Source organism: Caballeronia sp. LZ033 (assembly GCF_031451265.1).
Classification (GTDB): Bacteria; Pseudomonadota; Gammaproteobacteria; order Burkholderiales; family Burkholderiaceae; genus Caballeronia.
Window position 1 is genome coordinate 184271 of record NZ_JARUXQ010000001.1, and the last position, 23280, is coordinate 207550.

General features: G+C 63.3%; 22 protein-coding genes and 1 riboswitch. Of the genes, 12 read left to right on the forward strand and 10 right to left on the reverse strand.

Going from position 1 to position 23280, the window contains the following annotated elements:
• The gene (locus QCE62_RS00905; protein ID WP_309913259.1) at positions 1-1074 is read left to right on the forward strand and encodes an MBL fold metallo-hydrolase; all 1074 of its coding nucleotides are present in this window, start codon (positions 1-3) and stop codon (positions 1072-1074) included.
• Between the two features lie 7 nt (positions 1075-1081).
• On the opposite strand, the gene QCE62_RS00910 is transcribed toward QCE62_RS00905, so the two are convergent.
• Complete coding sequence (locus QCE62_RS00910; RefSeq protein WP_309913263.1) at positions 1082-2677, reverse strand: ABC transporter substrate-binding protein; 1596 nt, start codon at positions 2675-2677, stop codon at positions 1082-1084.
• Positions 2678-2924: 247 nt separating this feature from the next.
• Positions 2925-3102: riboswitch (yybP-ykoY riboswitch) on the forward strand.
• A 97-nt stretch (positions 3103-3199) separates the two neighbouring features.
• On the opposite strand from QCE62_RS00910, the gene QCE62_RS00915 reads away from it, so the two are divergent.
• Complete coding sequence (locus tag QCE62_RS00915; RefSeq protein WP_309913266.1) at positions 3200-4210, forward strand: sodium:calcium antiporter; 1011 nt, start codon at positions 3200-3202, stop codon at positions 4208-4210.
• A 131-nt stretch (positions 4211-4341) separates the two neighbouring features.
• Here the strand turns inward: QCE62_RS00915 and QCE62_RS00920 are convergent, their stop codons facing one another.
• The 3 genes from QCE62_RS00920 to QCE62_RS00930 all read right to left on the reverse strand — a co-directional run bounded on the left by QCE62_RS00920 (position 4342) and on the right by QCE62_RS00930 (position 8153).
• Complete coding sequence (locus tag QCE62_RS00920) at positions 4342-4641, reverse strand: flagellar protein FliT (protein ID WP_309913269.1); 300 nt, start codon at positions 4639-4641, stop codon at positions 4342-4344.
• 9 nt (positions 4642-4650) lie between these two features.
• A complete protein-coding gene (gene fliD / locus QCE62_RS00925) occupies positions 4651-6177 on the reverse strand; it encodes a flagellar filament capping protein FliD (RefSeq protein ID WP_309913272.1) in 1527 nt (508 codons plus the stop codon).
• Between the two features lie 182 nt (positions 6178-6359).
• Positions 6360-8153: a flagellin gene (locus QCE62_RS00930; protein WP_309913275.1), complete on the reverse strand. Its 1794-nt coding sequence runs from the start codon at positions 8151-8153 to the stop codon at positions 6360-6362.
• 244 nt (positions 8154-8397) lie between these two features.
• Between QCE62_RS00930 and QCE62_RS00935 the strand changes: the two genes are divergently transcribed.
• Together QCE62_RS00935 and rpsU are read left to right on the forward strand one after the other, a co-directional pair.
• Positions 8398-9348: an aldo/keto reductase gene (locus tag QCE62_RS00935; protein WP_309913278.1), complete on the forward strand. Its 951-nt coding sequence runs from the start codon at positions 8398-8400 to the stop codon at positions 9346-9348.
• Positions 9349-9725: 377 nt separating this feature from the next.
• Positions 9726-9938: a 30S ribosomal protein S21 gene (gene rpsU, locus QCE62_RS00940; RefSeq protein ID WP_309807007.1), complete on the forward strand. Its 213-nt coding sequence runs from the start codon at positions 9726-9728 to the stop codon at positions 9936-9938.
• Between the two features lie 109 nt (positions 9939-10047).
• On the opposite strand, the gene QCE62_RS00945 is transcribed toward rpsU, so the two are convergent.
• From QCE62_RS00945 to QCE62_RS00955, 3 genes are all read right to left on the reverse strand, one after another.
• Positions 10048-10413, reverse strand: coding sequence for a hypothetical protein (locus QCE62_RS00945; RefSeq protein ID WP_309913280.1), 366 nt, complete (start codon positions 10411-10413; stop codon positions 10048-10050).
• A 29-nt stretch (positions 10414-10442) separates the two neighbouring features.
• Positions 10443-10868, reverse strand: coding sequence for a hypothetical protein (locus QCE62_RS00950; RefSeq protein ID WP_309919520.1), 426 nt, complete (start codon positions 10866-10868; stop codon positions 10443-10445).
• A 464-nt stretch (positions 10869-11332) separates the two neighbouring features.
• A complete protein-coding gene (locus tag QCE62_RS00955) occupies positions 11333-11938 on the reverse strand; it encodes a DNA-3-methyladenine glycosylase I (RefSeq protein ID WP_309913282.1) in 606 nt (201 codons plus the stop codon).
• 114 nt (positions 11939-12052) lie between these two features.
• Here QCE62_RS00955 and QCE62_RS00960 point away from each other — a divergent pair, with 114 nt between their 5' ends.
• Complete coding sequence (locus QCE62_RS00960) at positions 12053-12982, forward strand: BadF/BadG/BcrA/BcrD ATPase family protein (protein ID WP_309913284.1); 930 nt, start codon at positions 12053-12055, stop codon at positions 12980-12982.
• A 114-nt stretch (positions 12983-13096) separates the two neighbouring features.
• Positions 13097-13936 carry a Cof-type HAD-IIB family hydrolase gene (locus tag QCE62_RS00965; protein WP_309913286.1) on the forward strand — a complete coding sequence of 280 codons (840 nt, stop codon included), beginning with the start codon at positions 13097-13099 and terminating at the stop codon, positions 13934-13936.
• A gap of 94 nt (positions 13937-14030) precedes the next feature.
• Here QCE62_RS00965 and QCE62_RS00970 read toward each other — a convergent pair whose 3' ends face one another.
• The 3 genes from QCE62_RS00970 to QCE62_RS00980 form a co-directional block, all read right to left on the reverse strand.
• Positions 14031-14312, reverse strand: a complete 282-nt coding sequence (locus QCE62_RS00970; RefSeq protein WP_309913288.1) for a hypothetical protein — start codon at positions 14310-14312, stop codon at positions 14031-14033.
• 289 nt (positions 14313-14601) lie between these two features.
• Positions 14602-15381 (reverse strand): aquaporin Z, encoded by a 780-nt coding sequence (gene aqpZ / locus QCE62_RS00975; protein WP_309913291.1) that lies wholly within the window; start codon positions 15379-15381, stop codon positions 14602-14604.
• 253 nt (positions 15382-15634) lie between these two features.
• Positions 15635-16699 (reverse strand): glycosyltransferase family 4 protein, encoded by a 1065-nt coding sequence (locus tag QCE62_RS00980; protein ID WP_309913293.1) that lies wholly within the window; start codon positions 16697-16699, stop codon positions 15635-15637.
• A 719-nt stretch (positions 16700-17418) separates the two neighbouring features.
• Between QCE62_RS00980 and flhD the strand changes: the two genes are divergently transcribed.
• The 6 genes from flhD (at position 17419) to cheA (ending at position 23253) form a co-directional block, all read left to right on the forward strand.
• Positions 17419-17742 carry a flagellar transcriptional regulator FlhD gene (flhD, locus tag QCE62_RS00985; protein ID WP_309807015.1) on the forward strand — a complete coding sequence of 108 codons (324 nt, stop codon included), beginning with the start codon at positions 17419-17421 and terminating at the stop codon, positions 17740-17742.
• Between the two features lie 19 nt (positions 17743-17761).
• Positions 17762-18337, forward strand: coding sequence for a flagellar transcriptional regulator FlhC (gene flhC / locus QCE62_RS00990; RefSeq protein ID WP_309913296.1), 576 nt, complete (start codon positions 17762-17764; stop codon positions 18335-18337).
• Between the two features lie 141 nt (positions 18338-18478).
• Positions 18479-19339 carry a flagellar motor stator protein MotA gene (gene motA / locus QCE62_RS00995; protein ID WP_309913300.1) on the forward strand — a complete coding sequence of 287 codons (861 nt, stop codon included), beginning with the start codon at positions 18479-18481 and terminating at the stop codon, positions 19337-19339.
• A gap of 40 nt (positions 19340-19379) precedes the next feature.
• Positions 19380-20378 (forward strand): flagellar motor protein MotB, encoded by a 999-nt coding sequence (motB, locus tag QCE62_RS01000; protein ID WP_309807018.1) that lies wholly within the window; start codon positions 19380-19382, stop codon positions 20376-20378.
• Between the two features lie 115 nt (positions 20379-20493).
• The gene (locus QCE62_RS01005) at positions 20494-20871 is read left to right on the forward strand and encodes a response regulator (RefSeq protein ID WP_309913303.1); all 378 of its coding nucleotides are present in this window, start codon (positions 20494-20496) and stop codon (positions 20869-20871) included.
• A 75-nt stretch (positions 20872-20946) separates the two neighbouring features.
• The gene (gene cheA / locus QCE62_RS01010; RefSeq protein WP_309913305.1) at positions 20947-23253 is read left to right on the forward strand and encodes a chemotaxis protein CheA; all 2307 of its coding nucleotides are present in this window, start codon (positions 20947-20949) and stop codon (positions 23251-23253) included.
• Positions 23254-23280 lie beyond the last annotated feature (27 nt).

The following is a 23280-nucleotide window of genomic DNA, read 5'->3' on the forward strand; positions in this document are numbered from 1 at the left end:
ATGAACGCACTCGAAAGCCAGCTCGACTATGTTTTTGCGGACGAATTGCCGGAGGCCGGCGGCGTCAAGGAAGTCGCGCCGGGTGTGTTCTGGCTGCGCATGGCGTTGCCGTTCGCACTCGATCACATCAACCTCTGGCTGCTGCGTGACGAGATCGACGGCGAGCAGGGCTGGACCGTGGTCGATTGCGGGATTTCGAACGAGACCATTCGCGCGAACTGGGAACGGGTGTTCGATACCGTGCTCGATGGCCTACCGGTGCTGCGTGTGATCGTCACGCACTGTCATCCGGACCATCTTGGCCTCGCCGACTGGATCTGCAAGGGCGGCGACAGGCAGCGCTGGAACGTGCGCTTGTGGATTTCGCTCGGCGAGTATGCGATGGGCCGCGTGATGGCCGCGGGCGACGGCTCGAATGCGGGCGGCGAGCGCGCGGCGGCGCATTTCGCGGCGCACGGCCTGACCGACGAAGCCTCGCTCGACGCGCTGCGCAAGCGCGACAGCTACTATCCGACCCTGGTCCCTTCCATTCCGCATGAATACCGCCGCATTCGCGACAACGATGTCATCCGCATCGGCGGGCGCGACTGGACGGTGGTCGCGGGCTTCGGCCATTCGCCGGAGCATAGCGCGCTGTTCTGCGCGGCGGACAAGCTGCTGATTTCAGGCGACATGGTGTTGCCGCGCATCTCGACGAACGTCTCCGTGTTCGCGCTGGAACCGGAAAGCAATCCGCTGGCGCTGTTTCTGGAATCGCTTGGCCGCTACGAGCCGATGCCCGCGGAGACGCTCGCGCTGCCGTCACACGGCAAGCCGTTTCGGGGCGTGCGGACGCGCATCGCGCAACTGCGCGACCATCATCGCGCGCGTCTGGCGGAAGTGCGCGAGGCGTGCATGGAGAAGCCGTGCAGCGCCGCCGATATCGTGCCGTTAATGTTCAAGCGCAAGCTCGACATCCATCAGATGACGTTCGCGCTCGGCGAGGCGCTTGCGCACCTGCATGTGCTCTGGCTCGATGGAACGCTCAGGCGCCAGACCGGCGATGACGGTGTGATCCGCTTCGCGCCGGCCTGACCGGCATTTACTGCACCGACACGCCACCCAGGTTCAGCCGCCCGAACGGGCTCACGTTGAAGCCGCTGACGTTGGCGCGCGTGAGTGCGGCGGCAGTCGGATAGACGAGCGGAATCCACAGCGCCTGATCGTGAATGATCTTCTGCGCGCCATCGTACGACTGCGTGCGTTTGGCGACATCCGGCGTCGCCTTGCCGTCGGCGATGAGCTTGTCGAGTTGCGGGTCGCAGTAGCGCGCGAAGTTGATGCCGGACTTCACCGCGTTGCAACTGAACAGCGGCGACAGATAGTTGTCGGGGTCGCCGTTGTCGCCCGCCCAGCCCATGAAGAGCATGTCGTGCTGGCCGAGCTTCGCCGAGCGGATCAGCTCACCCCACTCGATCACTTTCACCTGCGCCTTCACGCCGATCTTCGCCAGGTCGGCCTGCAGCAACTCGGCGCCGACCTTCGGATTCGGGTTCAGCACGCTGCCGTTCGGACGCACCCAGATGGTCGTGTCGAAGCCGTTCGGAAAGCCCGCTTCGGCGAGCAGCTTCTTCGCGGCATCGGGCGAGTATTTGTAGGCCGCGATGTTCTTGTCGTAGCTCCACGTGTTCGGCGGATACGGATTCACCGCGGCCGTGCCGGTGTTGTCGAACACGGTCTTCATGTAGGTCGTGCGATCGAACGCCATGTTGATCGCCTGCCGCACCTTGGGATTGTCGAGCGGCTTCTTCTCCGTATTGAGCGCAACGAACGCGGTCATGAAGGCCGGCGTTTCGCTCACTTTCAGCGCGTGGTCCTTCTTTGCGTCGGTGACGTCCTGCGGCTTCGGCGAAAGCGCGATCTGGCATTCACCCGCCTTGATCTTCTGCGCGCGCACGGCCGCGTCCGGCGTGATCGCGTAGATCAGCCGGTCGATCTTCGGCTTCGGTCCCCAGTAGGCCGGGTTCACGTCGTAACGGATCACCGAGTCCTTCGTATAGCTCTTCAGCGCGAACGGACCGGTGCCCACCGGCTTGCTGTTCAGGTCGGTCTGCTGGTTCGCCTTCAGCAGCTTGTCAGCGTATTCGGCCGAATAGATGGAGGCGAAACCCATCGTGAGGATCGGCACGAAGGTGGCGTTGGGCTCGTTGAGTTCGAATTTCACGGTGTGGTCATCGACCTTCGTCACGGCCTTGATGAGCTTCACGAGGCCCATCGACTGCGCATGCGGAAAACCGCTTGCGCCCGCGATCTTGTGCCACGGATTGCTGTCGTCGAGCATGCGCGAGAAGGTGAACACGACGTCGTCGGCGTCGAGCGCCCGCGTCGGCTTGAACCATTCGGTCGTCTGGAACTGCACGTTCGGACGCAGATGGAAGGTGTAGGTGAGGCCGTCGCTGCTTACGTCCCACTTCTCGGCGAGCGCGGGCGCGACCTTCTTCGCGGCTTCGTCGTAGGCGACGAGCGTGTTGAAGATGACATCGGCGGAAGCGTTGGTGGTCACGAGCGAATTGAACTGCACGACGTCGAAGCCGTCCGGGCTCGCTTCGGTGCAGATGGTGAGCGGCTTGGACAGCGCGATGCCCGGCGCGGCGAGCAGGATGGCCGCGGCAGCGGCGGCGACGAGTGTCAGGCGCATGAGATCTCCCGTGACCCGATGGTCACACGGCGTTTCGTTCTTGTTGGCGGATCAGGTCCGATGACGGTCGGCAGGCGCAGCAAGCAGCGCGCCCGGCGCGGCCGGCGCGGCCGGCGCGGCCGGCGCGGCCGGCGCGGCCAGCATAGCGAATGCTCGTTGCATCGACAACGATTCGATCCGCATACGCATATTCCTGCCATGAGCCAGGCGAGAAGGCGCGGCTTGCCGAAACCGGAGGCATCGGGCTACACTTGCGCCGTCTTTGGGGAGTAGCCTTCCTTCGTGCGCGAAGGAGAACGCGTCAACATCCTCGGCCCTGCTGCCGTGGCGCGTTCGACCGGACCGGTTTGGCGAGACCATCGATGCACTGCGTCGTTCCTGGCCGGACGGCGCGTGGTGCATCGTGGTTCGCTCAGCGTCCGGCCGTGGAAAGATCGTGTCCCTACAACTACAACGTCTCCTTCTCACGCGTCTTTCGGCGCTTCCGCCGCGTTCGTCGCATTGCTTCATGCGAGGTGCCGCATGACGATGCTCTTCATCGAACTCGCACTGATGCTCGCGATCATCCTGATCGCGTCCGAACTCTTCACCAACGCGCTCGAACATCTCGGCGAGCGGCTCGGCATTTCCGAAGGCGTGACCGGCTCGCTGTTCGCTGCCGTCGGCACCGCGCTGCCCGAAACCACGGTGCCGATCATCGCCTTGCTCGGCGGCACGCCCAGTCGCGCGGTCAACGAGGAAATCGGCGTCGGCGCGATTCTCGGTGCGCCGCTGATGCTCGCAACGCTCTCCACCTGCCTGATGACGATTGCGGTGCTCAAGTCGCGCGGCTTGCAAGGACGGATCGTGCCGGAGCGCAGCGGCTTCACGCGGGATCTCAACTTCTTCCTGTTTGCGTTTTTGATCGCGTGCGCGGCGATGTTCGTCCCGCATCACGCATGGCCCGTGCGGGCGATGTTCGCGGCGGGCCTCGTCGGGCTATACGTCTTGTATGTCATCTCGACGTTCAGGGCCTCGGCGAACCTGGTCGAAAGCGGACACGGCACCGAAGCGCCTGAGGCGCTGTTCGCTTCGCGCCTGGGATTGAAGACGTCCATGGGCAGCATCATGCTGCAGTTCCTGGTCGGCATCGTGTTGCTGGTGGGCGGCGCGAAGGGCTTCATTCACGGCGTCGAAGGGGTGTCGCAGGCGCTTGGAATCTCCGCGCTGCTGCTGTCGCTGATCATCATTCCGATCGCCACCGAATTGCCCGAGAAGGTGAACAGCATCCTGTGGGCGCGCAGAGGGAAGGACACGCTCGCGTTCGGCAACATCACGGGCGCGATGGTGTTCCAGGGCACCTTGCTGCCCGCGATCGGCATCATGCTGACGCCGTGGGAACCGCGTGTCGAAGTGCTGACCGGCGTGTTGATCACGCTGGCGGCGGCGGCGTGGCTGCGCCTCAATGCGAAGCCGAATGGCGTGGTGCTGTGGGCGCTGCTCGGGAACGGCGTGCTGTATGCGGCGTATCTGGCGCTGACGCTGGGTCGATAAAGCCCGACAGCTCAAGCCCCGCCACAAATAAGAATGCCCGCGCGAGGCGGGCATCAAGAGCGAAGCAGCGCGCCCGACATCGGCGCGTTGTTCTTGTTGTTCTTGTGTTATCGGCGCGGCAGCTGAAAACTTTAGAAGCGCGCGGCTTGTTGATAGCGGCTTGCGGCCTTGGCGCCGTCCATCGAACGGCGATAGTTCGCGGCGAGCGCCGTCTGCGCCATCTGCGCGCGCGATGCAACGGCATCGATGCTCGCCTGGATCTTGCGGATGACCGCGAGCGACTCCGCCGGCTGCTCGGCCCGCAGCGCCATGACGAGCGGTGCGCGCGCTTCGGTCAGCTCGGCGGCGCGCGCCCAGTCTTCGTTGCCCACTGCCGTTTCGATGGCCTCGGTCAGCGACCAGGCTTCCTGAATCAGTTCGTGCTGGTTCATGTCCGGTCCTTAGCTCTTGTTGGTGGCCAGCGCGCCGGCGCTGTTGGTGCCGCCGAAGAGGGCGGTCAGATAGCTCGACTGCGTGGCCATCGACGACATCAACGAGTTGAGCGCCGTGAACTGGTCGTTGTACGAGGTGGTCAGCTGCGCGGTGTACGCGGTGAGCTGCGTCTGCTGATCGGCGATGCTGGTCAGGTCGTCGTTGAGCGCGGTCGTGCGCGTGTCGATGATGCCGCCGGTCTGCAGGAACGCCGTCAGGCTCGTGTTCAACTGCGCGGCCACGCCGTCGGTCGTGTTGAAGAGCGAGGCGACCGTGCCGCTGCTGTTGGTGAGCGCGTTGGTGAGCGCGTCTTCGTCGGTCGAAAGCGTGCCGTCCGGCTGCAGCGTGATGCCGATCGACGCCAGGTTCACCTTGCCCGTGCCGACGCCGATGCCCTTGCTGATCGTGCTGGAGATCGTATTCTTGATGGTGTTCATCATCGAGTCGCCGAGCAGCGCGCCTTGCGAGCTGGCGGTCGAATCGAACGACGTCAGCGACGACGCCGTGCTGATGAAGTTGTTGTAGGCGGTGACGAAGGCATCGATGGCGGTCTTCTGGCCGGTGACGTCCTGGCCGATCGTGAGCGTCTGCGTCGTGCCGACGGAGTCCGCGGTGATGTTCATCGTGACGCCCGTCACCGCTTCCTTGATCGTGTTGCTCGAACTCGTGACCGGCGTGCCGGCCACCGTCAGGTGCGAGTCCACCCCCGCGCTGGATTGCGTCCAGCCGTTGGTGCTGCTGATGGTGGTGTGTTCGGGAACGGTGATGGTCTTGGTCGGGTCGGTCGGGTCCGGATCGGTGGTCGTGGTGGACGAGCTGACCTGAAGCTTGTTGATGGCGGAGGTGCTGCTGTCCGCGGTGACATCGACGCCGATCTGATTGCCGAGACCCGTCGACGTGGAGCGCAGCACGAGGTGCGCGCCGTCCGAGCCGTTGACGATGGTCGCGGTGACGCCGGGATTGTCGGACGCCGAGTTGATCGCCGACACGATGCCCGACAGCGTGTTGTTGCTGCTGTCGAGCTTGATGGTGCTGCTGTTGTTGCCGACCTTCAGCGTGATCGAGCCGGTGCCGAGCGCGTCGGTGGTCGAGAACGTGCCGGACGTGAGCGATTGCGCCGAAGCGATGTTCTGTACGTTGACCGCATAGCTGCCGGCGACGGCCGTGGTGTCGGCGCTGCCGGTGAGGCCCTTGCCGTCGGCGGTGGCGGTGAACGAGCCGAGCGTCTTGCCGTTGGCGAGATTCGTGATCGAGCTTTGCAGCAGCGACAGCACGGACTTGAGCGTGCCGATCGCGGTGAGCTGCGTATTGTCGGCGGTCTTCTTGTTGTTGAGCGCGTCGGTCTGGCCTGCGACCTTCGCGTTGACGATCGCGGTGACGAGCGAGTTCACGTCCATCGTCGAGTTGGTGGAACCGCTGATGATCGACTGTGCGGCCTGTTGTACGGCGCTGGTCGGATCGACAGTGGAACCCGATGTCGTGGCTACGGTGGTCATGTGTGCTCCGCTCGTATTACTTCGCGATCGTTTGGAATGAGGCGGAAGTCGTCATCTTCCGAAAACGCGCACAGGGAGACGAGCTCCCTTTGCGCTGACTGCTTTGCTGCTTTGCTGCTTTGTTGCTTCCGGCGCGCATTGTACTGGCTGATGCGCGCCGGTTACAGCGTCGGCCGTGATGCTTAGCCGAGGAGCTTCAGAACTTGCTGGGGCATCGAGTTCGCTTGAGCCAGCACCGAGATACCAGCTTGTTGCAGCACTTGAGCCTTCGACAGGTTCGCGGTTTCCTGCGCGAAGTTCGCGTCGGTGATCTGCGACTGTGCCGACGACAGGTTGGTCGACTGAGCCGTCTGCGTCGAAGCGATCGACGAGAAACGGTTCTGTGCGGCGCCGAGGTCAGCTTGAATCGAGTTGACGCTGTCGAGGGCGTTGTCGATCGATTCGATCGCCAGGTTCGCGCCGTTGGCCTTCGTCAGGTCGATGTCGGAGACCTTCGGGGGAACGTTCTGCGCATTGGCTTGAGCGATGCCGTCAGCGGCGCCCGTGGCGTTTGCGTTGTCCGCAAGCGCGCCCTTGCCGGTCAGCGTGCCGCCGGTCGTGTCGAACAGACCGGTCACCGACGCGCTGATGTCGGTTTCCGCGCCGTTTGCATCCACACCCTTGAAGGTGAAGCCGCCAGCGCCGTCGCCATAGATGTTGACGCTGCTGTAGGCCGGCGTGTCTGCCGAGCCAGCGACCGTGCCATCGGCCTTGAGCGAGATCGACACGCTGCCGAGCTTGGTCGTCGGCGAGGTCGTGGTGGCGGTGGCGACGTTAGCTGCGTCGTTCTGAACGGCCGTGATGTCCGTTTGGTCCGCGCCGCCGGTGGTCGTCGTCAGCGCCGTGCCCGTCAGGGTTGCGACACCGCCGGCATTGGGCGTTTGCGTGAAGAGCTTGCTTGCGTCGGCCGTGGACAGGTACGAGCCGCTTTCCGTGCCGTTGGCGACCGTCTTGAACTTGTAGCCGCCGTTGCCATCGGCATAGACATTGATGCCGGTGATGTCCGTGGCTGCACCCGTGCCCGCGCCCGACAGATCCGGAAGCAGACCGTTCGCATCGAGGTCGATCGTTGCGCCGAGCTTCGTGTCGGCGGCGGCATACGTCGTCGTCGTCGTTTGCACGTTCGCAGCCGAGGCGGCCTTGATTGCAGCCGTTTGGGTCGTCGAGGCGCCAACCAGCGCACCCTTTGCCGTCAGCGAGAGCGCCGTGCCCGTGCCGGTGGTCGTACCCGAGAACAGGGCGGTCGTTGCCGCGCTCGACAGCGCCTGGTTGTTCTGGTCGGTGAACGTGAAGCCGCCCTTGCCGTCAGCCAGCACGTTGATCGACGTGATGTCGGCCTTGGCCGTACCCGTCGTTGCAGCACCCGCGCTCGTCAGGCTCAGGCCCGACAGCGTGCCGATCGTCGCGCCCTTCTGCGGCAGACCGCCACCGAGTTGAGCAGCCGACACGCCGTTGCTCAGATCGATACCGATGGTCTGGCCGACGTTCGCGCCAACCTGGAACGACACGGTGCCAGCCGAGCCGTCGAGCACGTTCGTGCCGTTGTAGGTCGTTTGCGAAGCAATACGGTTCACTTCAGCGATACGCTGCGTCACTTCCTTTTGCAGCGAAGCCTGGTCGCTCGACGAGAGCGAGCCGCTCGAAGCCTGCACGGCCAGCTGGCGAATACGTTGCAGGTTGTCCGAGATCTGCGACAGGCCCGAAGCAGCCGTCTGGGTCATCGAGACGCCGTCGTTGGCGTTCGACACACCTTGGTTCAAACCGTTGATCTGCGAGGTCATGCGCGAGGCGATGGCCTGGCCTGCTGCATCGTCGGCCGCGCTGTTGATGCGCTTGCCCGACGAGAGGCGGGTGATCGCCGAAGACAGCGCGCTTTGCGTGCTGTTGAGGTTCTGCTGAGCAACCAGCGAGTTGATATTGCTATTGATACCGATCATTTGTTCTCTCCTGGGAGACTAATCTGGCTTTGGCTAATGGCACCGAGTTGTTGCCTGGCGGTCCTGCGCTCGGTGATAGCCGGCCGCCTACTTGAGGTTATCGGGCCACTCGAAAAAAACTTAAGGCCGGGCTAACCGATTTGTGTAACGAATAGTGTCGAAAGCCTTCGAAGGCCCGCCCAGCAAGCCTTCCGAATCACGCGTATGCTTTTTAGTCCCTCTTCCACGCGGATTCGGAGCATTCATGCAGACACGTAATGTCGGTATATCGGAATTGAAAGTTGCGCCTTTAGTTTTTGGCGGCAATGTATTTGGCTGGACCGCCGATGAACGCACGTCGTTTTCCATCCTCGATGCATTTGTCGACCACGGTCTCAATTTCATCGATACCGCCGACGTTTATTCCGCCTGGGTCGAAGGTCATCAGGGCGGTGAATCCGAGACGATCATCGGCAAGTGGTTCAAGGAGAGCGGCAAGCGCCACAAGATCGTGCTCGCGACGAAGGTGGGCAAGCTCAGCACGCGCCCGGGGCTGACGGCGGCGAACATCGCCGCGGCCGTCGACGATTCGCTCCGACGCCTGAAGACCGATTACATCGATGTCTATTTCTCGCATCACGATGACGAGGCCACCCCGCTCGACGAGACGCTCAACGCCTATCAGAAGCTGATCCAGGCGGGGAAGGTGAGGGTGATCGGCGCGTCGAACTATACGGGCGAGCGCCTGGAGGAAGCCTTGAAGGTCGCGAAGGATTCGGGCCTGCCCGCCTATCAGATCCTTCAGCCGGAATACAACTTGTACGATCGCGAAGGCTATGAGACCGGACTCGAGCCGGTCGTGCAGAAAAATGACGTGGCAGTCGTGCCTTACTACGCGCTCGCAAGCGGCTTTCTGTCGGGCAAGTACCGCTCGAAGGCGGATACGCAGAACAAGGCGCGCGGCTCGCGCGTCGAGAAATATCTGGATGCACGCGGCCTGAAAATCCTTGATGCACTCGACGAAGTCGCGAAGCGCAACGACACGACACCCGCGACGATCGCGCTCGCGTGGCTCATCGCGCGGCCAAGTATCACGGCGCCGATCGCGAGCGCCACGTCCGTGGCACAACTGGAAAGCCTCGCGGCCGCGACGCGCCTTGCGCTGTCGGGCGAGGATGTCGAACTCCTCGACGAAGCCAGTGCGTGGCAGAAATAATCTGTCACATCAAGGAGTTGGGCGGTGTGAAGAGTTGGCAGCGGCGCGCTGTTCTGGTAACATCGCGCCCGAATCGAGAAATGTGCCCGATTTCCTGCCTTCGCAGCCGAATGACACCGTCAACATCGACAACGTCACACTCCGGCGGCGAACGGCTCCGAAACGCGCGTTCACGTCGTTCTTTCGAATGCGCATGCCGCTTCGGCGGCTGAATCCCAACTCTCTCTGTTCCGGCCTCCGTGGCCGCTTTGCTCGTGTCCGTCGCGGCGGGCTGTCTGGTGTGATCCAGCGCCGCGTCCGGTGGACGATCGGAGTGCCGGGGCGCGGCGATTTTGTCGTCGCGCGCTTAGAAATACGTTTAGCAAACCAGGATTTACATGACCACTATCGTCCTCAAAGAAAACGAGCCGTTCGATGTCGCGATTCGGCGTTTCCGCCGCACCATCGAGCGCAACGGCACCATCGCCGAACTGCGCGAGCGCCAGTCGTACGAAAAGCCGACCACCGCGCGCAAGCGCAAGAAGGCAGCTGCCGTCGCGCGTCTGCGCAAGCGCCTGCGCAGCCAGATGCTGCCGAAGAAGATGCACTAAGCATCGCGTGCAAGTCGGGGAGCCGCAATTCCTCGGCTTGCATGGCAAAAAGGCGGTGCGACCCGTGAGGGCGCACCGCCTTGTTGCTTGTACGTGAGAGAAACCGGCGTCAGACGAACGCGTGCCGCCTGCCGAGCGCCGCCAGCAGATGCGGCCACTCTTCCACGTCGGCGTCGTCGTGAACCTGTTCGAGTTCGATCAGCAAATCAATGATGTTGGGATCGTAGGCGTTCACATTCGACGCGTAGAGCGCGCGCATCAGCTCGCCATCCTGCGCATGCCGGTAGTAGGAAATGCCGACACCTTCCAGCGCCGCCTCGTACAGATCGTCACGCACGAGCGAACCAATCGCGCACTTGCGGCCTTCCGGACTGCGCAGGCGGCAGGATCCATTGTCATCTTCGGACACCGCGCGCTGGGTCAGCAAATGCGTGCTGACGCGGTCGTAAATGTCCTTCGGGCTCAACATCTTCATCGGGCTCAACATCACTACACCTACTGTGCTCAGGCAGCCGTTTTCAGAAGTTCGGCCGAAAGCCCGAACTGACGTGCGATCGACGAAAGACGCTCGCGCCATTCCCACTTGCCGAAGACGTCGTGCACGTTCTGCAGGCAAGAGAGCAATTCGACGGTATTGGGATCGAACACGTTGATGCGCGCACGTAGCAGCGCGCGCTTGAGCGCCGCGACACCGACATCCATATAGGCCGGCACATGCTCGGGCGGTTTTGCGATGTAGCGGATGGGCACGCCTTCCATCGCCGTGATGTAGTCGCGCGGCCTGATGAACCGGCCGACAGGGCAGCCGCCGCAGTAACCGCGATAGGCGCCGCCGCCATGCGGGAGCAATGCGGCTTGTCCCTGCATGAACAGATGCTGTACGGCGCTGTTGAAAATCTCCTGATGGGTCAGGAAGTTCAAGCTTTTCATGATCTTCTCCCCTGCGCCCCTGCGCAGCGGCCATGCGTTTGAATTCGAGAACCTGCACCTGCTGCTCCGGAACGGCGGCGTTGTTGCGATGTCCAGCAACATAAAAAAACGCTGATGCCCTCCGGTCACTGCTTCGAACACGGCGCTTTTCCCGGCCTGGGCGTTCGGTCTCACTGTCGCCCTGTGTGCTCGCGTCGGATTTCTACACTCGATGAACGATCCGTACACCGTCTTTATAACGGTTCGGCCCGGTAAAAAGGTGCGCCAGCGCACGCGAGGACGCCATTTTTACACGTACCGTACGTTCGTGCAGTGCGGAAAACCCGGTCAAATGCCTTGCTGTTCGGGGTTTCGCGCGTGCTTCACTGCAAAAAAACACGCTTCCATCAGGACTTTCCCTAGCAAAGAACAATCGCCCTCGAAAATGTGGCCAAAACAGCTAAAAGTTGCCGCGCGTGTTGACTTCACTTCGACCTTGGCGACGCGCTCTTGCGTCTGGTTCTGGCAAAGGTCCGCGCGATGCATTCGGCCGCGTGATCGTTGACCATGCCGGTCGCTTGCATGAAGGCATAGCAGATGGTCGTGCCGACGAACTTGCAGCCGTACTGCTTGAGGGCGCGGCTCAGGGCATCCGACTCGGGTGTCGAGGCGGGCGTGGGATGCTTCGCGTCGCGCGGGGTATCGATGGTGACGCCGTCGACAAACGACCAGACGAACTCCGCGAACGACCCGTGCTCTTTCTGGATCTGCAGGACCGCGCGCGCGTTGAGCACCGCTGACGTCACCTTCGCGCGATTGCGCACGATGCGCGCGTCCTGCACGAGCCGCTCGATGTCCTCATCCGTGAAGCGTGCCACGCGCCCGATGTCGAAATTCGCGAACAAGGCGCGGTATCCGTCGCGCTTGTTGAGGATGGTCGACCAGGACAATCCCGCCTGCGCGCCCTCGAGTACCAGCATCTCGAACAGATGCTGGTCGTCGCGCGACGGCACGCCCCATTCATGGTCGTGGTAGTCGATCATCGCGTCGGTGGTTGCCCACGCGCAGCGGGCGGGTTGGGTGTCTGCCATGTGCGGTTCCCGGTGGTCATCAAGGTCGCGTCAGCATAGCGGAACGTTCTCGTCCCGCCACCTCGTCCATTCGGCTAATTGGCGCAGGCCGCCGCGGCCGGTAAGCTGGTGTCCATGAAATCCATTTCGACTTTGACTTCCTCCACGGCAACGGACGCATTCCTGCTCGGCATTGATGGCGGCGGCAGCGGTACACGCGTGATCCTCGCGGACGCGCATGGCGTTGAGCTCGCACGCGCCAGCGGCGGCCCGTCGGGTCTCGGGCTCGGCGTCGAGCGGGCGTGGAAATCCATCGAGGACGCATGCCGTAGCGCGTTCACCAACGCGGCGCTGCCGTTCGACTGGCGTGCCTGCGCACTGGGCTGCGGCCTCGCCGGCGTGAACAACGCCGACTGGCTCACGGCCTTTCTTGCGGCCGCGCCCGAAGTGCGCGTGTTGCGTGTCGAGAGCGACGCCTACACCACCGTGGTCGGCGCACATGGCGGCGAACCTGGCGTGATCGTCGCACTGGGCACGGGCAGCATCGCGGCTTCGCTGGATCAGGAAGGAGTGTGTCGCATAGCCGGCGGCTACGGTTTTCCGAGCGGCGACGAGGCCAGCGGTGCCTGGCTCGGGCTGCGCGCAGTGGTTCATCTGCAGCGCGTGCTCGACGGCCGTGCCGCAGAAGACGGCTGGTCTCGTGAATTGCTCGCCCGAACCGGCGCGACGGATCGCGACAGTCTCGTCGTGTGGCTGTGCAACGCGAACCAGACCGCCTACGCCACGCTCGCACCCAGCGTCTTTGCGTTTCGCGATCATCCCGCTGCCGGACGGTTGCTCGCGCAGGCCGGCCAGGAAATCGAAGCGCTCGTGGCCGCGCTCGACCCGCACGGCGCCTTGCCGATTGCCTTGTGCGGCGGGCTCGCCGTTCCATACGAACCGTTTGTTTCGCTCGATCTGCGCGAGCGGATGCGCGCGCCGCGTGCGGATTCGGCTGCGGGCGCGCTTGAACTGGCGCGCCGGGCGGCGTCCGAGTCCGGAGAAGCAGCCGGCACTGCGCGATAAAATGGCGCACTTCGCGGCAGGTTCCCTCCGCTCATCGCTCCGCACAGGGCGCGCGCAACCAGGTATGCAGTGTACGCAGCGCACCCGGCGCCTGAGCCCACGACAAAGGCAGGCATGTACTCGGCCATCGCAACCGATCTCGACGGCACGCTTCTGAACAGCGACCACCAGCTCGATCCCTTCACCGCCGAAACCGTGCGCACGCTGGCCGCGCGCGGCGTGCCCATCGTCATTGCGACGGGACGGCATTATCGCGACGTCGCCGGCATTCGCGACGTGCTCGGCGTCGACGCGTATCTGATTACGTCGAACGGCGCGCGCGTGCATGCGCCGGGCGATCAGCGCATCTACTCGCGCGATCTCGACCCGGCCGCCGTACGGCGCCTCGTGCAGCCGGATCTCACGGGCACGCATGGGCGCGTCATCGTGAACCTGTTCGCCGACGACGCCTGGCTGATCGACCGCCATGCGCCCGAACTGCTGGTCTTTCACCAGGATTCGGGATTTAAGTATGAAGTGATGGATCTGCGCGAGCACGACGGCGAGAACATCGCGAAGGTGCTGTACATCGGCGAGCCGGCGGATCTCAAGGAAGTCGCGGCGAATCTGGAGCGCGAGTTTGGCGACTCGCTGTATGTCACCTATTCGCTGCCGGATTGTCTAGAAGTCATGACCTCCGACGTCTCGAAAGGCCGCGCGCTGCGTTTCGTGCTGGAGCGGCTCGACGTCGATCCGTCGCAGTGCGTTGCTTTCGGCGACAACATGAACGACATCGATCTGCTCGAAACCGCAGGGCATCCGTTCATGATGAACAACGCCAATCCGGACCTTATCAAGCGGCTGCCCGATGTGCCGCGCATCGGCAACAATTTCGAGGCGGGGGTTGCGCACCAGTTGCGCAAGCTGTTCGGGGTTCATGACGAGCTGGCCTCGCCGGGTTACCCGCAGGACTGAGCGCCGGACCCGGCGAAATGCAAGACGGGCGGCTGGTGTGGTCCAGCCGCCCGTCGCGCTTGAGTGGTCTCCCGCGAGTGGGGCATCCGCGTGCTTAGCCGCGATGTCCCCAGTTGTTGCCATAGCCGCGATGATCCCAGCCGGTGCGATTCCAGTGACCTTGATCACGGCCGTCGTGCCAGCGCGGTGCTTCATGACGGTAGTACGGCGCGCGGTACGCCGGCGCAACCGGGCGGACATAGACGGGAGCCGGGGCCACATAGGCAGGCGCGCCGAGCGACACGCCGATGTGCAGATCGCTGTGAGCCTGAGCGGCGCCGACTGCACCCATGGCAAGACCGGCGGCGACGAGCATGTGAGTGACGATGCGCTTCATTGTGTTTCTCCTTGAAGGCGACGTGTATGTCGCATGAGTCCAATGTACGGGCGCAGCGTCTTACACGCTTCGACGACTTGTTACCGGTTGCAAGGACGAAGTAAGGAGAAAATGAAACGCTCCGATTCGGAGAGTAGGCGTGTGAGGCCCGTCAGATGGGCCTCACACGGATGTGGTCTGCAGCAGATATTTAACGCCGCGGCAAATCATAAGCATGCTTCGTAATTCGGCATTACATTTGTCGCGCCGGTTTAATCGTTCGGGTCTTCGAAGAGCGTGTCGCTCAGCCTTAATCGGCTTCGCGAGCAGTCTCCGCGAGCGGAAAACCCACCGTTTTCGGGTTGCTGCGGACCTCGGAAGGCTCCTGGCGGAATGCCTGACGCGTAAGCGAGGGATAGACCAGCCCAGCGATGATCGCGCCGACGATGGGCGCAATCCAGAACAGCCACAGCTGATCCAGCGCCCAGCCGCCGACGAAGAACGCCTGGCTGGTCGAACGCGCGGGATTGACCGACGTATTGGTCACCGGGATCGAGATCAGGTGAATGAGTGTCAGGCACAGGCCGATGGCAAGCGGCGCGAAGCCTTTGGGCGCCCGGTCGTCGGTGGCGCCGAGGATCACGAAGACAAAGAAGAAGGTCATGGCGATTTCGCAGATCAGCGCGGCGATCATCGTGAAATGTCCCGGCGAGTGCTCGCCAAAGCCATTGGCGGCGAAGCCGCTCAGCGAGAAATCGAAACTCGGGCTGCCGATGGCGATCAGGTAGAGCACCCACGCCCCCAACGTCGCGCCGATCACCTGGGCAACGATATACGGCACGAGATCGCGCACGGGGAAGCGCCCCGCGGTGGCCAGGCCGATGCTCACGGCCGGATTCAGATGGCAGCCCGACACGTGACCGATGGCATACGCCATGGTCAGCACGGTGAGGCCAAATGCCAGCGCAACCCCCGCGAACCCGATCCCGAGCTCGGGGAAGGCAGCGGCAAGCACGGCGCTTCCACAGCCGCCCAGGATCAGCCAGAACGTACCGAAGATTTCGGCCCCAAGACGTTTCGATAAATTCATGTTTCCGCCTTTGTGAAATGTGAATTGCCGCTGTTTCGAAAAGAGCACTGAATGAGCGCATCGAGCGCAGTTTAAGCGCGCTTTATTTTGCAAATTGTCAAATTTGTTTGATAAATCGGCGAATTCACCACGTCTGGAAGAATTTTAGGATTGTTCGGTTACGGCCCCCTTCGCAAGCCTGAGACGAAAAAAAACCGCCCCGAAGGGCGGTTCTCGTTGCGGTCATCGAAGACCGCATGCGTGGGAAGGCTGCTTAGCCGACGGCAACCTGGCGCAGCACCGGACGCTTCGCGGCCTGAAGCATGGCGGTGTAGCTGTCGACGTAATTCTGCGCCATCGTCTGCGCGCTGAAGCGGCGTTCGAACTGCGCGCGAATCTCGGTGCGCGAGAGTTCGTCCAGACGCTGCAACGCGCCCACGGCACCTTGCACGTCCTCGCAGATGAAGCCGGTCACGCCATGGTCGATCACCTCGGGCACCGAACCGCGATTGAACGCGATCACCGGCGTGCCGCAAGCCATCGATTCGATCATCACCAGGCCAAACGGCTCGTTCCAGTCGATCGGAAACAGCAGGGCCTTGGCGCCCGACAGGAAATCCGGCTTCTGCGCTTCGTTGATCTCACCGATGAACTCGACGTCCGCATGCGACAGCAGCGGCTCGATCGTGGTCTTGAAATACTCCTGGTCGACCTTGTCCACCTTGGCGGCGATCTTCAGCGGCAGGCCGCTTTGCGCCGCGATCTTGATGGCCAGATCAGCACGCTTTTCCGGGCAAATACGGCCGAGGAACGCCAGGTATTCCGGCTTCTTGCTCGTTTGCGGCGTCAGCAGTTCATTCGGCAGACCGTGATACACCGTGTTCAGCCAGTTGGCCTGCGGCAACGGTCCGCGCTGGTTGTCGGAGATTGAAATCACGTTCGCCTTCGTGAACGTGTTGAAGATCGGCTGCAGTTCTGGCAGGTCGAGACGGCCGTGCAGCGTCGTCACGAACGGCGTGTCCAGCTGCGTGAACAGCGGGAACGGCATGTAATCAAGGTGGAAATGCAGCACGTCGAACTCGTGCGCGCGGCGGCGGACGGTTTCGAGCAGCAGCATGTGCGGCGCGAGAGCGTCGCGGATTGTCGGATCCAGACGCAGGGCGCGCGGCCATGCGGCTTCCAGGGTCGCCTTGGTTTGCGAATCGCCGCTGGCGAACAAGGTGACGTCGTGGCCCAGATCGACGAGTGCGTCGGTCAGGTACGACACTACCCGCTCAGTGCCGCCGTAGAACTTCGGGGGAACTGCTTCGTGCAACGGTGCAATTTGTGCGATTCGCATAACGTGACTCTCCTGTTTCGGGCAGAGCAGGCGCTTTCGCGTCAGGCTCGGGTCCCATGCCGGTGAAGGCGTCATTTAAGGCATCGCAGTCACGCTCCGGTCGAGCGCTCAACACATGCCATTTCGGGCGGGCCGCGCAGGTAAGACGCCGCCCGAGATCGGCCCGGAGATGAAGATTACATCTCGACCGGGTTATCCCTTACTGCTCATTATCGGGATCGAGAGCGGCATTTCACGTCATTTTTCAATCGCTTATCGTTGTTACAGCGCGAAACAATCGCTGTTACGAAGTCAGAAATTGCAGTGTTGTCAGCAATGTAGACGAATCACACATCTGGAAAAATGACCGCGCGGCAGTATTAAGCATGCAGCGTTCCCGGGCGCCGAACCGCACGTTCGGACGCCGCTGGCACGCGCCCGCGGCGCTTAAACTTGTTGAACCTCCATTAAGTCAGACGAATCGCTGCCGATATCCGGTTCTTGCATCCACAGGTGCGTTGCGACCCGTTTCCGCGCCGTGTAGGAAAAATTCCTACACACAACCTCCTTGAAATCCTGCGATGCTTCGGACACGTTCTCCGACAGCCGCGCCTTCGAGCATCGGCGACAATCGTCTGGCACAAGAGAACACGTGCGGGGCCGGTTTCGTCGCGTCTGCAGCGAACCGAGCAAACGTTCCCCCGCCGGCCTGACCAGCCACGTAACGATTCGGGGAAAAAATGACGAACAGCGCTACGAGTACGCTCGTGGAAATCCGCGAGGTGAATCTGTCGTATGTGCTTCTCGCCCAGCGGCTTCTGCAGGAAGACCGCGTCTCGGCGATGTACCGGCTCGGCCTGTCCGAGCAGGTGGCGCAGGTGCTGTCCTCGCTGACGCTCGCGCAGGCCGTGAAAGTGGCGTCGTCGAGCCATCTGCTGTGCCGTTTCCGCTTCGACGACCACACCATCCTCTCGTCGCTGGCCGACAAGGACAAGAGCGCGGCGCTCACGCAGGCGCATGCGGCGATCCTGCTGGCCGACAGTCCTGTCGCGCAGATCGGCTGACGCACGAAGCGGACGGCCGATGGCAACCAGAAGCGTAGTGGCGGAAGTCCGCGAGATCACGCTCGCGATCGAACTGATCGAGCTGGGCGCGCGCCTGCAATTGCTCGAAGCGGAGACGACCCTGTCGCGTGACCGGCTCATCAAGCTCTACAAGGAACTGAAGGGCGCTTCGCCGCCGAAGGGCATGCTGCCGTTCTCGACCGACTGGTTCATGACCTGGCAGCCGAACATCCATTCGTCGCTGTTCCACGGCATCTATCGTTTCATCCATGAACACGGCGGCGCCGACGGCACGCAGAGCACGATCCAGGCGATCGTGAAAAGTTACCGGCTCTACCTCGAACACGCCGCCCTCTACGGCGACGAACCCGTGTTGTCGCTCACGCGCGCCTGGACCCTGGTGCGCTATTTCGAATCCGGCATGCTCCAGACCAACGCGTGCACCCGCTGCGGCGGACGTTTCGTCGCGCATGCATACGAACTGCGCGCGGGCTACGTGTGCGGCCTATGCCAGCCGCCGTCGCGCGCCGGCAAGACGCGCAAGACGCTGGCAGCGGCCGCGGCGGCGGAGCCGGCGCGGAGCCTTGCGGCCTGACGCCGCACCCGCCCGGGCCCGTTCTGCGGCGCGGATTGCAACGTTTGCCGGCGGCGCGGACATGCCATCAAAGTTTTCCAGTCGAGTGCCGTAAACCACCTAACGGCGGTCTTACCGCATCAAAAACGTGAGGACTCGACTGTGCTGATTTTTGTTGGAGCGCTCGTCACATTGCTGTCCGTGTTCGGCGGCTATGCCATCGAAGGCGGACACCTCGGCGCGCTCATGCAGCCCGTCGAGATTCTGATGATCGTGGGCGCGGGCGTCGGCGCGTTCATCCTCGGCAACAACGTCAAGACCATCAAGGCGACCATCCAGGTCCTCCCGACGCTCTTCAAGGGCGCGAAGTACAACAAGGGCATGTACATGGAGCTGATGGGCCTGCTCTACGTGCTGCTCGCGAAGGCCCGCAAGGAAGGCACGCTGGCGCTCGAGGGCGACATCGAGGATCCCTCCAAGAGCCCGGTCTTCAGCCAGTACCCGCAGATTCTCGCGGATCACCACATCGTCGAATTCCTGACCGATTACCTGCGTCTCATGGTCAGCGGCAACATGAATGCGTTCGAAATCGAAAGCCTCATGGACGAGGAAATCGAAACGCATCACGTCGAGGGCGAAGCCCCCGCGCACGCGCTGACCAAGGTCGGCGACGCGATGCCGGCGTTCGGCATCGTCGCGGCCGTCATGGGCGTGGTGCACACCATGGCCTCCGCGGACCAGCCGCCCGCCATTCTCGGCGAGATGATCGCGCAGGCGCTGGTCGGCACCTTCCTCGGCATTCTCCTTTCCTATGGTTTCATCGGGCCGCTCGCCAACGTGGCCGAGCAGCGCGTGGCCGAGCAGACCAAGATGTTCCAGTGCATCAAGGTCACGATCCTCGCGAGCCTGAACGGCTACGCGCCCGCGATCGCGGTGGAGTTCGGCCGCAAGGTGCTGTTCTCGACCGAACGTCCGTCGTTCGCCGAACTCGAGGAACACGTGCGCCGGGTCAAGGCGAAGTGATGCCTCGCTTCGCGCACGATTCCTCGGTCAGGACACAGCCATGAGCAACGACAGCGAACGTCCCATCTTCATCAAGCGCGTCGTCGGCAAGGGTGCCAAGGGTCATCACGGCGGCGCCTGGAAACTCGCCTATGCGGACTTCATGACCGCGATGATGGCGTTCTTCCTGCTCATGTGGCTGCTCTCCTCGACCTCGCCCGTGCAGCGCCGCGGCATCGCCGAATACTTCAACATGCCGCTCAAGGCGGCGATGGTCGGCGGCAAGACCGTCGGCATGGACAACAGCATCCTGATGGGCGGCGGCCGCGACATCTCCAGCGAAGAGCCGGGCGCCGCGCGCCGCTCGGAAGGCAGCACGCGGCTCGCGCAGCGCGCGTCATCCACGACCGACGAAGAACTCCTCAAGGCCGCGCAGGGCGAGCTCGAACGCCGCGAGCAGGCGCGCCTGCACGATCTGCAGGTCAAGCTGATGGCCGCCATCGAGGCCAATCCGACCTTGCGCCAGTTCAAGCAGCAGATCCGCATCGAAGCGACGCAGCAGGGCTTGCGCATCGAGATCGTCGATACGCAGAAGCGCCCGATGTTCGCGCTCTCCAGCAACGCCGTGCAGCCCTACATGCGCGACATCCTGCGCGAGATCGGCCGGACGCTGAACGACGTGCCGAACCGCATCGTCGTGCAGGGCCACACCGACGCCGTGAAATACGCCGGCGGCGAGAAGGGCTACAGCAACTGGGAGCTGTCGGCGGATCGCGCGAACGCATCGCGTCGCGAGCTGGTCGCGGGCGGCATGGACGAAGTCAAGGTGATGCGCGTGCTGGGTCTCGCGTCCACGCAAAACCTGAACAAGAAGGATCCGTTCGATCCGGAGAACCGGCGCATCAGCGTCATCGTGCTCAATCGCAAGACGGAACTGGCGATGCTGCGCGACGACGGCGGCGCGGGCGCGACGCTCGACAACGGCACGGACGCGAACGGAGCGCCGGCGACGCTCGGGCAACTGATTCCAGGCATCGCGGCGAGAAGCGCGGCGCATTGAGCGCATGAGCCCGTGACAAAGCGGCCTCAAAGAACAGCCTCAAAAAGCAGCCTCAAAAACAGCCTCAAGACCGGACCCGTTTCGACCGTCAACACGGCAACGGCAAGAGACAAACATGATCAAGAACATTCTGGCAATCGATGACTCGGCCGCGATGCGGCAAATCATCTCGGCGACGCTGGCGGTGGCCGGCTACGCAGTGACGGTCGCGTCCGACGGCGACGAAGGGTTGGAATGCGCGCTCGCCGAACGCTTCGATCTCGTGCTGACCGACCATCACATGCCGGGCAAGAGCGGGCTCGATCTCATCATGGCCCTACGCGCGAACCACGCGTACCGTGCGACGCCGATCCTGGTGCTCACGACCGAAGACGGCGAACCGTTCAAGAACGCGGCGCGCAGCGCGGGCGCGACGGGCTGGATCGAGAAGCCGCTCGATCCGGACTTGCTGACCGAACTGGTCGCCGCGCTCTCGGATGACGCGCAGCACTGAAAACGTCGCAACAAACAGCATTGAAACGCGCGCAGCACGGCGCCGATTGAACAGCATTCCAGCGGTGACTCAAGCATGACACTCGACATTACCCAGTTCTATCAGACGTTCTTCGACGAAGCCGATGAACTGCTCGCGCAGATGGAGCAACTGCTGCTCGTTCTCGACATCGCGAATCCGGATCCGGAAGACCTCGCGGCGATTTTCCGCGCGGCTCATTCCATCAAGGGCGGCGCGGCGACCTTCGGCTTCACCGCGCTCACCGAAACCACGCACATCCTCGAATCGCTGCTGGATCGCGCGCGTAACAACGAGCTCGTTCTGCGCCGCGACATGATCGACACCTTCCTGGCGACCAAGGACGTGCTCTCCGATCAGCTCGCGGCCTACCGCGCAAGCGAGGAGCCGGATGCCGCCGCGGCGTCGGCGATCTGCGCGAAGCTCGAGCGCCTGAAGAACGAGAGCGCGGAAACCAGCGTGGCGCCGGTAGCGGCCGTAGCGCCGGTAGCAGCGCACATCGAGCCGCCCGCGTTGCCGGGCGCCGAGCACAACGAGGCCGCAGCGCCGGCGTACGACGGGCCGAACGCACCGCCCGCGCACGTGCTGGCGCAGGCCATGGACATTCTCGAAGACGACGGCAACTGGGACGGCGCGTTCGAACTCGCCGACAGCAGCAACGGCGTCACACATGCAGGAACCGTCGCTGATGCGACGCCGGGACACACCGGCGCGCCGCGCGCGGAAGTTGGACCCCACCTGAAAATTACGCTACGGGGGGTGGGCGAGAAGGACCTGACGACTCTGATCGAGGAGTTGGGGAATCTGGGAAGCATCGTCGGGGAACAGAAGGCGGATGCCGAGTACGTCGTATGGCTCGACTCGGACGTTCCCGCCGACGACATCGTCGCCGTGTGCTGCTTCGTGATCGATGAAACGCAGATCACGATCGGCCGGGGCGACGGCGCGGCGCAAGCCATCGAGGCGCAGCCGGCAGCGGCCGCGCCGTACGCGGTGCAACCCACGCTACAGGAAGAGCAGAAGCAATCGCAGGCGGAACCGTCGCCTGCATCCGTGGCCGCTCACGAAGCAGTACCACAAGAAGCGGCAACGGCGGCGGGACAGCCCGCCGCCCAGCCGTCCAGGGCCGCAACGGGCGACGCCGAGAAAAAGGCGCGGCCGCAAGCCGCCGCATCGGCGGAAGGCAGCTCGATTCGCGTCGGCGTGGAAAAGGTCGATCAGCTCATCAACCTGGTGGGCGAACTCGTGATTACGCAGGCCATGCTCGCGGAAACCACCAGCACCTTCGATCCCGCATTGCACGACCGTCTGTTCAACGGCATGGCGCAGCTCGAGCGCAACGCGCGCGACCTGCAAGAGGCCGTCATGTCCATCCGCATGATGCCGATGGATTACGTATTCAGCCGCTTCCCGCGCCTCGTGCGCGACATTGCCGGCAAGCTCGGCAAGGAAGTGGAACTCGTCACGTTCGGTCAGGCGACCGAACTCGACAAGAGCCTGATCGAACGCATCATCGATCCGCTCACGCACCTCGTGCGCAACTCGCTCGACCATGGCATCGAAACCATGGAAGCGCGCCGTGCGGCGGGCAAGTCCGCGACCGGCCAGCTCGTGCTGTCGGCGGCGCATCACGGCGGCAATATCGTGATCGAAGTGAGCGACGACGGCGCCGGCCTGCGCCGCGACAAGATTCTCGCGAAGGCGCAGAAGCAGGGCATGCAAGTGTCCGAATCGATGAGCGACGAAGAAGTCTGGCAACTCATCTTCATGCCGGGCTTCTCGACCGCCGAACAGGTGACGGACATCTCCGGCCGCGGCGTCGGCATGGATGTGGTCAAGCGCAACATCCAGTCGATGGGCGGTCACGTCGAGATCAGCTCGCGCCAGGGCGCGGGCACGACGACGAAGATCGTGCTGCCGCTCACGCTCGCGATCCTCGACGGCATGTCGGTCAAGGTGGGCAACGAGATCTTCATCCTGCCGCTCAACTTCGTGATGGAGTCGCTGCAGCCGGTGGCCGAGGACATCTACACGGTCGCCAACGGCGAGCGCGTGGTGCGCGTGCGCGGCGAATACCTGCCGCTGGTCGCGCTGCACAGTGTGTTCGACGTCGAAGGCGCGCGCACCGAACCGACCCAGGGCATCGTCACCATCATGCAGACGGAAGGACGCCGCTTCGCGATGCTGATCGACGAACTCGTCGGCCAGCAGCAGGTGGTGGTCAAGAACCTCGAAACGAATTACCGCAAGGTGCACGGCATTTCCGCGGCGACCATCCTGGGCGACGGCAGCGTCGCGCTGATTGTCGACGTGGCCGCGCTCAATCGCGAGTCGCGCGTCCAGCACGGCGCGCACGCACATTAACACTACCCGACCAGACGAAAGACACAG